Origin of the sequence: Microtetraspora sp. NBRC 13810 (assembly GCF_030268685.1) — a bacterium.
Taxonomy (GTDB): Bacteria; Actinomycetota; Actinomycetes; order Streptosporangiales; family Streptosporangiaceae; genus BSRQ01.
Genome location: NZ_BSRQ01000028.1, coordinates 83,087 through 95,920 on the forward strand (window position 1 = coordinate 83,087; position 12,834 = coordinate 95,920).

A 12,834-nucleotide genomic window follows, 5' to 3' on the forward strand; every position below is an offset into this window, starting at 1 on the left:
ACCTCTGCGCGCGTTGCCCCCCACGGACGTTGATGCCCATGGGCCCTGACGCTCGCAGGCTTTCACGCTGGCGGGCCCTGACTCTCGTAGGCCCCGACTCTCGCAGGCTTTGACCTCTGCGGGCGTCATCCTCCGCGGGTATTGATCTCCGCAGGCCCTGCCGCCTGCGAGCCCTGTTGGGCGAACGACACCGCAATGTCTTTCCCCGCGAGATCCATCATGGGCCGCTTCACCCGCCCTGGGCAGCGAGCGATCTTCTGCCCACCTTTGAGATGTCCCCCTCTGTCCTCCAGCACCCTAGGAGTGGCTTCCCAGGTAGCTTTCCGCTCGCCTCTCTCGCAGGCAGTCGAGCCACGTGCGCTGCAACCGGCCCAGTCATTTCCGCTTCGTCCACCGACCTCGGAAGTGGCTCAGCCGCCTTTACGGGGGGCCGGTTTGAATGTTGGTTCAGCGGACCAGCGGGCGAATCGGGAGGTGGTTCGAGAGTTGGGCTTGGGATTCGGAGAGCGTCACGAGCTCGTCGTCGCGCACGACTTCCTGGCGACACGGCTGGAGCGAGCGGTATCAACTCGACACAGCGAATGTCCACCAATGCACGCGCGTCGTTCAAAGCAGCGGCCGACCTCGCCACAGTGCCGTTCGCCGTACGGCGTAGCCTGGCGGCGTGTTGAACGGATCCCCCTACCCCAAGAGTTTTGCCAGCGACAACCACACGGGCGTGCACCCGGCGGTCCTCGCGGCGATCGGCGCGGCGAACACCGGTGACGCTCCGGCGTACGGCGACGACCGCTGGACCCATGACTTCGAGGCCAAGGTGAAGGAGGTGTTCGGCGAGGGCGCTGCCGGGTTCGCTGTGTTCAACGGCTCGGGGGCCAACATGGTGGGCCTGGCTCAGACGTTGCGACGCCCCTTCGACGCGATCATCTGCCCGGACACCGCGCACATCGCCACCGGTGAGGCCGGTGCGGCGGAACGCCTGCTCGGCGTCAAGCTTTTCACCGTGTCCACTCCCCTGGGCAAACTCGTGCCCAGCGATGTGACAAAGGTTCTCGACGCTCTGGAGGGGTCGAACCAGCCGCGACCCACCGCTGTGTCCATCTCCCAAGTGACCGAGTTGGGCACCTGCTACACGCCGGACGAGGTCTCGGCCCTCGCCGACGTCGCCCACGCCCACGGCCTTTTGCTACACATGGACGGCGCACGACTGGCCAACGCGGCGGCTTTCCTCGGCTGCCCGCTGCGCGACTTCACCACGGACGCCGGAGTAGATGTGGTGAACTTCGGCGGTACCAAGAACGGCGCACTCGCCGCCGAGGCGGTCATCTTCCTTTCCGCCACGCTCGCTGAGGGCCTCCCGCTGCTACGCCGGCAGTCGCTCCAGCTCGCCTCCAAGATGCGTTTCATCTCGGCTCAGCTCACCGCACTTCTCACCGACGACCTCTGGCGCGCGAACGCCGACCACGCCAACGCGATGTCCCGCCGCCTGGCAGACGGTGTGAGCGATCTCCCCGGCCTCTCCATCCACTACCCGGTCGAGTCAAACGCCGTCTTCGCCACTCTTCCCCCCGAGGCGATCCCAGTCCTCCAGTCGATGTACTCCTTCCACGTCTGGGACAAGTCCGAGTCCGTGGTCCGCTGGATGACCGCCTTCGATACCACCCCCGCGCACGTAGACGACTTCATCGCCGACATCCGCAAGGTCCTCAACGCCTAACACGTGGTTTCACGTGAAACCACGGCCCCCGCTCGGTTTCACGTGAAACCACGCCCCCCGCTCGGTTTCACGTGAAACCACGCCCCCCGCTCGGTTTCACGTGAAACCACGCCCCCCAGCTCGGATCACGTGAACCCACCCCTCTCGTTTCACGTGAAACATCCCACCCGAACGCCACCCCACCACACCGCTCCCCACCCCAGCCGGCCCACCATCACGCCAACCGCCGGAGCCCGGCACCTCTGGATGGCGCGGCGCGCAGCCCACCGCCCCACACAAGAGGTCGGGGGCTATGGAAGGGATCCCACGGAGGCTGGAAACGGAGGCTGGCCTCGGAGGCGAGGCGAGGGAGGGGGCTACAACTAGGCAAGAGTGAAGAGCTTTGGCGTTTGTGTGGGTGACGGTGACTGAGGTGAAGGGGTTCCAACGAGAGGACTGGGGTGAGGCAGCGGAGTGGGCCTACGCTGTGGCGGCTAGGTGACGGTGGAGGCGGCTGGAGTGCCACCGCCCTTCTCCCTGCCGCCCCGACGCCTCACCCACACTCAGCCCCCGTATACGCCTGCAAGGCTCGGCTACCAGTGCACGCCCGCCGCCTGGCCGTTGAAGCAGGCATCGCCACCACTGTCCGGTGAGCGGGCAACCCATATGCCCCAGAGGATCTCGCCGCAGCCAATGAGCCGCCGCCGATGACAGGCCGGCGGTTCGTCTCCGCAATCACACGAGCGCCTCCCGAATCAGCGCCGCGTCATGGTCGAGAACCTCGCGCGAGCGCTTCTTCTATTCAGCGATGACCACAACACCGTCTCCCGGGGAACACGGAACCACATGCAGGTGGAGGTGGAGGACATCCTGCCCGACGGCTAGTGACAGCCTTCCCAGTCACAGCGCAGCTCGACGCGCCCAACACAATCGACACGCGCCATCCCATCCGCCAGATCGCCGCACCAACCGCGCGTCGGCGTCCCCCAGCCCGACCCTGTGCACGCGCGGGATCACCAGCACGGCACCCACCGCGGCCGGCTTGTGATCCAAGATGACCACCCACACTGTCATCGCGATAGACGACGTTGGCCTCGGCCGCCCTGCGATGATCTCGCAGAAAGGAAGCGAGGGTTGGGTCAGTCGTCGAGGTTTACCGTGGTGATGGCTTCGGGGGCCATGGTGCCGAGGATGCGCTCCAGGTCGTCGATGGTGGCGAACTCCACGACGATGCGGCCCTTGCGGCGGCCGAGATCGACCTTCACCTTGGTCTCGAAATGGTCCGAGAGGCGGTCGGCAAGGTCGCGCAGGGCGGGGGCGGCGGGGGCCTTGGGGGCGCGCTCACGTGGCGCGGGGGCGGCCTTGGCGTCGCCGAGGGCGACGATTTCCTCGACGGAGCGGACGGAGAGACCTTCGGCGACGATCCGGCTCGCCAGCCGCTCCTGGGCGGCCGGGTCGTCCAGGGTGAGGAGTGCGCGGGCGTGGCCGGCGCTGATGATGCCGGCGGCGACCCGCACCTGCACTTCGGGCGGCAGCTTGAGCAGGCGCAGCGTGTTGGTGATGTGCGAGCGGGACCGGCCGATGCGCTGGGCGAGCTGCTCGTGGGTGGCGCCGAAGTCGTCCAGGAGCTGCTGGTAGGCCGCGCCTTCTTCGAGCGGGTTGAGCTGTTCGCGCTGGAGGTTCTCGATGAGCGCATCGCGGAGCAGGTCGTCGTCCTGCGTGCTGCGGACGATCGCCGGAATCTCGGTGAGCCCGGCGAGCTTGGAGGCGCGCCAGCGACGCTCCCCCATGATGAGCTCGTACCGGTCGTCCTCCGCGGGGCGCACCACGATCGGCTGGAGCAGGCCGACCTCGCGGATCGAGGCCGCCAGCTCATCCAGCGCGTCGCCGTCGAAGACCTGGCGCGGCTGCCGCGGGTTCGGCTCGATCGCCGAGATGGGGATCTCCTGGAAATACGCTCCAGGCACCGGCGCCGGCACCGGCACGAGCTGAGGGGGGATGACGACCGGCGCGGCACCGGGCTCCGGCGTGACCTCGGCGGTCGAGACGATCACCGCAGGACCGTCCACGACGGGACCGGTCGGAATCAGCGCTCCGAGCCCCCTGCCCAGACCGGATTTGCGCCGCTGCTGACTCACTGCATCTCCCTCAATCCACCCGACCACCACCGGCCGTTCCTGCGAAGGTTACAACCGCGAAAGCCGTCCCCACGCCGCGAAGCGCGCGGCTGTGGATAAGACCTGTGGATCAGACCTCGGCGCCGCGGTAGGCGATCTCCCTGGCCGCGTCCTTGTAGGCCATGGCACCGCTCGATCCCGGGTCGTACGTGATCACGGATTGGCCGTAGCTCGGCGCCTCGGACACCCGGACGCTCCGCGGGATGACGGTGTTGAGCACGGTTGCCCCGAAATGCGCCCGCACCTCGTCGGCTACCTGGGACGCCAGCCGGGTCCTGCCGTCGTACATGGTGAGCAGGATCGTGGACAGGTTGAGCGACTGGTTCAGGTGCACCCGTACCAGGTCCACGTTCCGCAGGAGCTGGCCGAGACCTTCCAGCGCGTAGTACTCGCACTGGATGGGGATCAGCAGCTCGTCGGCCGCGACGAGCGCGTTCACGGTGAGCAGGCCGAGGGACGGTGGGCAGTCGATCAGGATGTAGTCGAGCTCCAGGGAGTCGAAGGCGGTGAGCGCGCGCTTGAGCCGGGCCTCCCGGGCGACCATCGAGACCAGTTCGATCTCGGCGCCGGCCAGGTCGATGGTGGCCGGCGCGCAGTACAGTCCCGGCATATCCGGTACTTCCTTGACGATCTGCGTCAGCGGCAGGTCGTCCACGAGCACCTGATAGACGTCCGGCACGTCGCCACGATGCTCTATGGCGAGTGCGGTAGACGCGTTGCCCTGGGGGTCGAGGTCGACCACGAGCACCCGCTGGCCGTGCATGGACAGCGCAGCCGCGAGGTTCACCGAGGTGGTCGTCTTACCGACGCCGCCCTTCTGGTTGGCCACGGTGATGATTCGGGTCTTGGGCGGACGCGGCCATTCTCCGTCTGCCCCACGCGGAGCTCCCCCCAGCGTGGGTGCTGCCGTAGTAGTCGTAGCCGATGTTTCACGTGAAACCACTGAGCTGAGTGCCTCTCGTACCAGCGGCGAGTCGCCGGGGTTAAGGGGGGTCTGGGTCACGGTCGTCGTCCTTTCAACCGGCGCGGCGACACCGGTCGTGCCGGGGGCCGGCCCTGCTGATCCGGAAGGCTCGGTGGGCGTTACCGGCGCCACCGACCTCGTCGATTCAGCCACTATCGGCACGGTCGGCGCAAGCCCTTCAAACGGCACTCTAGGCACAATGTCCCCTGAGGACACCAGCGACACACCTTCGCCGCCGTCATCATCGGGCCAGCCGAGACCGGAAGGACGACCGGCGCTCGGCACGATGTGCGCGTTGGGCCAGCCCAGGCCGCGAGCCGTACCCGGCAAGGCCGTCACCTCTTCCGTCTGCGCCGCGACGCCTGCGGAGCTCGTGCGGGAGAACGACCGGCGACCACCCGGACGAGAGTTGCAGGCGGCTCGACCTTACCGCGCCCAACCGAAACAAGCTCGGCCGTTCGCGCTCCCCCGGCCGTCAATTGCTCACGAGCTTCCTCCAGCTCGGCGGCGGCACGCTCCCCCTTCATCGCCAGTAACTCCCCTCCCTCGCGCAGCAACGGCAGCGCCCAGGTGAGCAACCGGTCCAGCGGCGCCACGGCACGTGCGCTCGCCACGTCGAACACCCGCTTGCCGGCCAGCTCCTCTGCCCGCCCCCGCACCACCTCGACGTTGTCGAGCTCAAGCGCCTTGACGCATTCCTCCAGGAAGACGGTCCTGCGCAGGAGCGGCTCCAGCAGCGTCACCGTGACATCCGGCCGGACGATCGCAAGCACGAGACCCGGGAGGCCGGCCCCGGAGCCGATGTCCACCAGCTTGACCACCGGGGGAATCGCCTCCGCCACCACGGCACAGTTGAGCAGATGCCGGTCCCAGATCCGCGGCACCTCACGCGGCCCGAGCAGACCGCGCACCACCGCCGGTCCGGCCAGCAACCCGGCGAACTCCTCAGCCCGGGCCCACGCCTCGCCCGTGAACACCTCACGTGCGATCGCGGGCGGGACGGGCACTCCGCCATCGTTCACGACACCAACTCCGTCGGCTACGCCCTCGTCGTCATCCGGCACGGCATGCGTGTCCACTCGGTCGCTGATCACTTGGTCGAACTTCCCTTCGCTTCGCGGACGGCCACGTGTCGCGCCACCCTCTCCCGCGCCAGCGCAAGGTGCGATCCGACTGCTCCACCGCACGCACTCGACCTGCTGAGCCTATCCAGCCCCGCGCCATCGCCGGCACGATGAGCCTAGATCGTTCCAGCCCAACGCTCGCCGCCGAACGGGCGGCCGGCGCCGGAACAGCACCAAAAGGAAACGGCCGCCGGCTGCCGGGGCAGCGGGCGACCGTTTCTCGCGGAAGATCAGGCGGGGAGGACCACCACGTAGCGGTGCGGCTCCTCGCCCTCGGACTCGCTGCGCAGACCCGCCGCCGCCACCGCGTCGTGCACGACCTTGCGCTCGAACGGCGTCATCGGCTGGAGGGGCTTGGGCTCACCGCTGCGCTTGACGTCCTCGGCGATCCGGGCGCCCAGCTTGCTCAGCTCGGCCCGGCGCTTCTCGCGGAAGCCGGCGACGTCGAGCATCAGGCGGGACCTCTCCCCCGTCTGGCGGTGCACGGCGAGCCGTGTCAGCTCCTGGAGGGCCTCCAAGGTCTCCCCGTGGGCGCCGACGAGGTCGCCCCCCTTGACGTCGACGACCGACACGACCGCGCGATCGCCTTCGACGTCCATGTCGATGTCACCATCGATGTCGGCGATGTCCAGCAGACCCTCGATGTAGTCGGCCGCGATCTCGCCTTCTTGTTCGAGCGCCGCGAGATCGGGGGCGGCTGGCGTCTCCTGGTCGGTCTCGGTCACGTCCGGCCTCTCCTTCCTGGTGTCTGCGGGTCGCGGGGACCCGGCCTGCTACGACTTCTTGCTACCCGTGCGCTTGCTGCGCGGCTGCCTGGTCGGCTGCTGCCGTACGACCTTCGGCTTCGGAGGCGGCGGCGGCTCGTCCTTCGGCTGCTCCTCGGGCTTGGCCTTGCGCACCTTGCTGAGCAGGCTCGGCTTCGGCTCGGGCTCCACCACGTTGCCCTTGGCGTCGAAGGTGGGCATCGGGTTGCGACTGTAGAACCAGTGTTGCTGACCCAGGGTCCACAGGTTGGTAGTGACCCAGTAAAGGATCAGACCCAGGGGGAAGTTGAGGCTGAAGAAGGCGAACAGCGGCGAGATGTACATCAGGATCTTCTGCTGCTGCGCCATGGGGTTGTCCGGCATCTGTGCGATCGAGCGGGTCACGCTCTGCCGGACGGTCAGGAAGGTGGTCAGCGAGCTGACCGCGACGAACAGGGCCAGGATGATCTTCGTCATCACCGGCTCGGCGCCCAGCTTCTCGATGTCCGCGGCGCTGGTCCAGAACGTCGCCGGGATGGGGGCGCCGAAGATGTGCGCCGCCCGCGCGCTGTTGACGAACTCCTGCGTCATGCCGAACCGCGGCTGGCCGTGGGCCATCGCGTTCAGCACGGTGAACATGGAGATGAAGATCGGGAACTGCGCCACAATCGGCAGACAGCCACCGAGAGGGTTGGCTCCACCCTCCTGGTAGACCTTCATGACCTCCTGGTTCATCCGCTGCTTGTCGTTCTTGTAACGCTTGCGCAGCTCTTGGATCTTCGGTGCCAGCTCCTGCATCTTGCGCGAGGAACGCATCTGCTTCAGGAACAGGGGGAAGATCAGCAGACGCATCAGCACGGTCAGCGTGATGATGGTCAGCGCCCAGGTGAGGCCGCTGTCCCGGGGCAGGACGTAGCTGTAGCCCTCGTGGATCCAGATGATGACGTGCGCGACGGCCGTGTAGAGCCAATTCAGCCAGGACAGCTCCACGGAGCTAGCTCCCTTGCTTTTCGTGAGGTCGGATCGGGCGGGGAGGCACGGGGTCGAATCCTCCTGGGTGGAAGGGGTGGCAACGCCCGATTCGCCGGATCGTCAGCCATGATCCGCGCAGCGCACCGTGGACGGCGATCGCCTCCAGGCCGTAAGCACTGCACGAGGGGTGGAAACGGCAACGGGGACCGAGCAGCGGCCCCAAGAAAGCGCGATAGAACCGGATCGGCGCCATCAGTAGCCGGGCGGCCGGGCCGGGCCCGGCGGCCTGCTGCGGCGTACTCATGATCGTGTCCGGGACACGTGGCGACCGCGCGAGCGTGCTGCGTGGCACGATGTGTCGTGTCGCGCCCGGCTCGACTGCTCCGTCATACTCGTCCATCCGTCCGGGCCTGCGGTTCAGGCCCACGCCGCCTGAGTAAACGATCCAGCGCGACGTCGAGTTCGGCGGCAAGGCGCTCGTTTCGCGCGGACGCAGCCGGTGGATTGGCGCGTACCACCAGCAGGCTACCCCGCGGGAGGCTATGCAGCCGGTCTCGCATCAGGTGTCGCAACCGACGCTTCACCTGGTTTCGGACAACTGCCCCACCCACGGCACGGCTTACTACAAAACCTACCAATGGCGGCGCGTCCACGTCATCGCGCACCGTAAGGTGCACGACCAAGGTGGGACGGCCGGCACGACTCCCCCGTCGGATCGCGGCGGCGAACTCGTCGCCTTGCCGCATACGGGACCCGGGCGGCAACACAGATGGACCTCTCGGAGAGCCGCGGGCGGGCGAGTCCGCCGCCCGACGGCAGTCGGCCCGGCCGCCGTCGGGCGGCCGGGTTTCGACGGCCTGCGGGCGACGCGCTCTCCCGGACCGCTGGCCGGGGCGTCAGGCCGACAGGCTCGCGCGGCCCTTACGGCGACGGGCGGCCAGGATGGCGCGACCGGCCCGGGTGCGCATGCGCAGCCGGAAGCCGTGGGTCTTCGCGCGGCGACGGTTGTTCGGCTGGAAAGTACGCTTGCTCACGAGTGGGCTCCAGGCTTCAATGAAGCGTCCCCAGCACATGGGGCGCTTGATACACAGGGCTGGCGTGCCGGCTTCCGCAAGGGCATGCGAAATAGCCGTCACGCCACAAGCCGACTGTCGTACGCTACGCGCCGGCACGCCCGAGGTCAAACCGGAGACACGAGCGGATCAGGTTATCCACCAATCCACAGGCGGTTTTCCACCCCTGTCTCTCCATCCACAGTATGTGCACCCAGCCTCCCCCGCGCTGCCACTAGGCTGTGGACAACGTCTTGAACACAGGTGTGCACAAGGCTACTGTCGGCCCTTCGGACCTTCTCTCCATTGGGCCAATGCGCCCGTGACCGACCACGTGGGCTGTGCACACGTTGTGGATTCCCTGTGGATCTCCGGTGGAGAACACGCGGACGCCAGGTTGTGGATACGAGGGGCAATCCGGCGCCGCCGCCCGGCAGTGGCAGGCCGCCGGTGTGGATAGAGATCGCGGGGGGCCGCGGCAGGAAGGAGGGGAGCCGGACATGGAGGGTGTAGACCTCGGCGCTGTGTGGAACCGCGCGCTGGAGAGTTTCCTTGATGGCAGTGTTCCCGCGCAGCAGCGGGCCTGGCTCGCCATGACCCGCCCCCTCGGCTTGGTCAACGCCAACACCGTGGTCCTCGCCGCCCCCAACGACTTCGCCAAGGACGTGCTGGAAAGCAAGATCCGGCCGCTGATCGCGCACGCGCTGTCCCAGGAGTTCGGTCACCCCATGCAGGTGGCCGTCATGGTGGACCCGCTGGCCGCCGGGCTTGAGGACAAGGGGGCGCGCACCGAGGTCTATCCTCAGCCTCCGCAGCAGGGTTATCCCCAGGTGAGGAGCCCGCAGCCGGACTATGCACAGCCCCCTTCCCCCCAGCACAGGCAGGGGCCGGCGGGGCAGCAGGGCTATCCACAGGGCTCTGGTCATCCTCCGTTGTCCACCGATTATCCACAGCAACAACCACAGGTACAGCCCGGTCCTCCACAGCGTTCGGGTCAGTACCCCTTCCACTACGGCCCGGACGACCCGGCCCAGCCCTATCTCCCCCAGGCCGACGCCCAGCAGGGCGATCCGGCCCGCGGCCGCGCCTACGGCCAGCCGTACGGCGACGCCCGGCAGCAGTCCTACGGCGACGTGCCGTTCACCGACCAGCCCGCCTACGGCGAGGCTCCCCCGAAACAGCACGCGTTCGAGGCGGGCGGCCGCTACGGCGGCGGCGACACGCACTTCGGTGAGCAGCCGCGCGGCGAGGCCGACCAGGAGCGTCCGCCGCAGGCCGCGCCGCCGCAGAACCGGTGGGACGGCCGTGGCCCCCGCCCCGGCGAGACCGCGCGGACGAAGCCCGGCGAGCCCGCCCGGCTGAACCCGAAATACACCTTCGAGACCTTCGTCATCGGGTCCAGCAACCGCTTCGCGCACGCCGCGGCGGTCGCGGTCGCCGAGGCGCCGGCCAAGGCGTACAACCCGTTGTTCATCTACGGCGACTCGGGTCTCGGCAAGACGCACCTGCTGCACGCGATCGGCCACTACGCGCAGAGCCTCTATGACGGCGCGCGGGTGAGATACGTGAGCTCCGAGGAGTTCACCAACGACTTCATCAACTCGATCCGCGACCACAAGGCCGACAGTTTCCGCAGCCGCTACCGGGCTGTGGACATCCTGCTGGTGGACGACATCCAGTTCCTGGAGGGGAAAGAGCAGACCCAGGAGGAGTTCTTCCACACCTTCAACACCCTGCACAACGCCAACAAGCAGATCGTCATCTCGAGCGACCGGGCGCCCAAGCAGCTCGTCACCCTGGAGGACCGGTTGCGCAACCGGTTCGAGTGGGGTCTGATCACCGACGTGCAGCCGCCCGAGCTGGAGACCCGCATCGCGATCCTGCGTAAAAAGGCGATCCAGGAGGGCCTGGCCGCGCCCGGTGACGTGCTGGAGTACATCGCGAGCCGGATCTCCACCAACATCCGGGAGCTGGAGGGCGCGCTGATCCGGGTCACCGCGTTCGCGAGCCTCAACCGGCAGGGCGTCGATCTCCAGCTCGCCGAGGTCGTGCTGAAGGATCTGATCACCGAGGACTCCGGCCCGGAGATCACGGTCGCCGCGATCATGGCGCAGACCGCCGCCTACTTCGGGATCTCCATCGACGACCTGTGCGGCGGCTCCCGGTCCAGGGTGCTGGTGACCGCCCGGCAGATCGCGATGTACCTGTGCCGCGAGCTGACCGACATGTCCCTGCCCAAGATCGGCCAGCAGTTCGGCGGGCGCGACCACACCACGGTCATGCACGCCGACCGTAAGATCCGCTCGCTCATGGCGGAGCGACGCTCCATCTACAACCAGGTCAACGAGCTGACGGGCCGCATCAAGCAGCAGTCACGCAACGTGTGACCCTGCCCCTCACATCATGCACAGCCTGTGGATAACACTGTGGATCAGCGGTGGAAGACCGCTGACGGCGGGGCATCGGGGCGCTCCGGCCGCATGAAGATCGTCTTGGGCGCGGACGACGCCGATCAGAGCCTGGGGAAAAGTCTGGGGACATCCTGGGGACAGGTTGGGGACTACTCGTGGATAACCTGGGGACGCCCTGTGCAGTCGTTATCTTCGGGTCCGCAAACCGGACACGTACCCCGTGGACAACCGGTGGAAACCTCGTGGACAACCGGTGGACAGAGCACCCCTCATCTGGGGACGGCCTGTGTGCAAAGCTCCGTCGTCCCCAGCCGAACGGGTTTCCCCCAGGCTTCCCCCACACCTCCGGTGGATGAGAAAATGCCCTCTGAGCTGGGGAAACGATCGTCATCCACAGTATCCACCGCACCTATGAAGATGACTTCCTATTTCTCTCTCTAAGAAACTCAAAACCCATAGAAGGGTTCCCTCCCTGCCTGAGCGCGGGAGGGTGAACACTTGGACTCGACGAGAGCCGAGCCACACAGGAGGCGAATCCACGTGATGTTCCGGGTCGACCGAGACGTGCTCGCAGAGGCGGTCGCATGGACGGCACGCAGCCTTCCGGCGCGTCCGTCCGTGCCGGTGCTCGCCGGCATGCGGCTGGAGGTCACCGAGGACACCCAGTTGAAGCTGTCGGGCTTCGACTACGAGGTGTCCGCCGAGGTGACCCTTGAGCTGCAGACGGGAGAGCCCGGCGTGGTCCTCGTGTCGGGCCGGCTCCTCGCCGAGATCACCAGGGCGCTGCCCGCACAGCCTGTGGATCTGGTGGTGGAGGGCGCCAAGGCCGTCGTCACCTGTGGCAGCGCGCGGTTCACCCTGCTGACCATGCCGGTGGAGGACTACCCCTCGCTGCCCGCGATGCCGCCGGCCGCCGGCCGGGTCGGCAGCGACGTCTTCGCCTCCGCCGTCGGCCAGGTCGCGGTCGCCGCAGGCAAGGACAACACGCTCCCGATGCTCACCGGGGTGCGGATGGAGATCGAGGGTGACACGGTGACCCTCGCCGCCACCGACCGCTACCGGCTGGCCGTGCGCGAGCTGAAGTGGCAGCCCGACCAGGTCGACATCTCGGCGATCGCGATGATCCCCGGCAAGACCCTCGCCGACACGGTCAAGTCGCTGACCACCGGCGCCGAGGTGGAGATCGCGCTCAGCTCCACCGGCGGCACCGGCGAAGGCATGATCGGCTTCCTCAGCGGCGGCAGGCGGACCACGACCAGGCTCCTCGACCCGGAGTTCCCGAAATACCGCTCGCTGCTGCCCACGGAGTTCTCCGCGCGCGCCGAGCTCGGCACCGGCGCCTTCGTCGAGGCGGTCAAGCGCGTGGCCCTGGTCGCCGAGCGCAACACGCCGGTCCGGCTGGCCTTCCGCGGCGACGAGGTCGTGCTTGAGGCGGGCAGCGGCGACGAGGCCCAGGCGGTCGAGGTGCTGCCGGTGGACTTCGACGGCGACGAGATCAACATCGCCTTCAACCACCAGTTTCTGCTGGAGGGGCTCGGCGCGATCGACTCCGACGTCGCGCGCCTGCAGTTCACCACGTCCACCAAGCCGGCCATCCTCACCGGTGGCAAACCTGTGGATAACGAGACGATTCCGGACTACAGGTACCTCATCATGCCGATCCGCCTGTCCGGGTGAGTAGGATTCCCGCGGGCCGCG

General features: G+C 67.8%; 11 protein-coding genes. 3 read left to right on the forward strand and 8 right to left on the reverse strand.

Features of this window, described 5'->3' with window-relative positions; translation table 11 throughout:
- The first annotated feature begins 664 nt into the window (after nt 1–664).
- Entirely contained in the window at nt 665–1,714 is a 1,050-nt protein-coding gene (locus QSK26_RS37560) for a threonine aldolase family protein (RefSeq protein WP_285780112.1), read from the forward strand.
- A 1,118-nt stretch (nt 1,715–2,832) separates the two neighbouring features.
- On the opposite strand, the gene QSK26_RS37565 is transcribed toward QSK26_RS37560, so the two are convergent.
- From QSK26_RS37565 to rpmH, 8 genes are all read right to left on the reverse strand, one after another.
- On the reverse strand, nt 2,833–3,831 hold the full coding sequence (locus QSK26_RS37565; RefSeq protein ID WP_285780113.1) for a ParB/RepB/Spo0J family partition protein: 999 nt from the start codon (nt 3,829–3,831) through the stop codon (nt 2,833–2,835).
- A 109-nt stretch (nt 3,832–3,940) separates the two neighbouring features.
- On the reverse strand, nt 3,941–4,765 hold the full coding sequence (locus QSK26_RS37570) for a ParA family protein (RefSeq protein WP_285780149.1): 825 nt from the start codon (nt 4,763–4,765) through the stop codon (nt 3,941–3,943).
- Between the two features lie 404 nt (nt 4,766–5,169).
- Nucleotides 5,170–5,856, reverse strand: a complete 687-nt coding sequence (rsmG, locus tag QSK26_RS37575) for a 16S rRNA (guanine(527)-N(7))-methyltransferase RsmG (protein WP_285780114.1) — start codon at nt 5,854–5,856, stop codon at nt 5,170–5,172.
- A gap of 332 nt (nt 5,857–6,188) precedes the next feature.
- Complete coding sequence (locus QSK26_RS37580; protein ID WP_285780115.1) at nt 6,189–6,683, reverse strand: Jag family protein; 495 nt, start codon at nt 6,681–6,683, stop codon at nt 6,189–6,191.
- A gap of 48 nt (nt 6,684–6,731) precedes the next feature.
- The gene (gene yidC, locus QSK26_RS37585) at nt 6,732–7,691 is read right to left on the reverse strand and encodes a membrane protein insertase YidC (protein WP_285780116.1); all 960 of its coding nucleotides are present in this window, start codon (nt 7,689–7,691) and stop codon (nt 6,732–6,734) included.
- Between the two features lie 4 nt (nt 7,692–7,695).
- Complete coding sequence (gene yidD, locus QSK26_RS37590) at nt 7,696–7,977, reverse strand: membrane protein insertion efficiency factor YidD (RefSeq protein ID WP_285780150.1); 282 nt, start codon at nt 7,975–7,977, stop codon at nt 7,696–7,698.
- An 82-nt stretch (nt 7,978–8,059) separates the two neighbouring features.
- On the reverse strand, nt 8,060–8,440 hold the full coding sequence (gene rnpA, locus QSK26_RS37595; RefSeq protein ID WP_285780117.1) for a ribonuclease P protein component: 381 nt from the start codon (nt 8,438–8,440) through the stop codon (nt 8,060–8,062).
- A 129-nt stretch (nt 8,441–8,569) separates the two neighbouring features.
- Nucleotides 8,570–8,707: a 50S ribosomal protein L34 gene (gene rpmH, locus QSK26_RS37600; RefSeq protein ID WP_130345073.1), complete on the reverse strand. Its 138-nt coding sequence runs from the start codon at nt 8,705–8,707 to the stop codon at nt 8,570–8,572.
- A gap of 518 nt (nt 8,708–9,225) precedes the next feature.
- Here rpmH and dnaA point away from each other — a divergent pair.
- Both dnaA and dnaN read left to right on the forward strand, forming a co-directional pair.
- Nucleotides 9,226–11,112: a chromosomal replication initiator protein DnaA gene (dnaA, locus tag QSK26_RS37605; RefSeq protein ID WP_285780118.1), complete on the forward strand. Its 1,887-nt coding sequence runs from the start codon at nt 9,226–9,228 to the stop codon at nt 11,110–11,112.
- Nucleotides 11,113–11,676: 564 nt separating this feature from the next.
- Nucleotides 11,677–12,813, forward strand: coding sequence for a DNA polymerase III subunit beta (gene dnaN / locus QSK26_RS37610; protein ID WP_285780119.1), 1,137 nt, complete (start codon nt 11,677–11,679; stop codon nt 12,811–12,813).
- The last annotated feature ends 21 nt before the right edge of the window (nt 12,814–12,834 follow it).

Coding starts and splice junctions, on each gene's coding strand:
- dnaA (WP_285780118.1), top strand. CDS start 9,226: ATGGAGGGTGTAGACCTCGGCGCTGTGTGGAACCGCGCGCTGGAGAGT.
- yidD (WP_285780150.1), bottom strand. CDS start 7,977: ATGAGTACGCCGCAGCAGGCCGCCGGGCCCGGCCCGGCCGCCCGGCTA.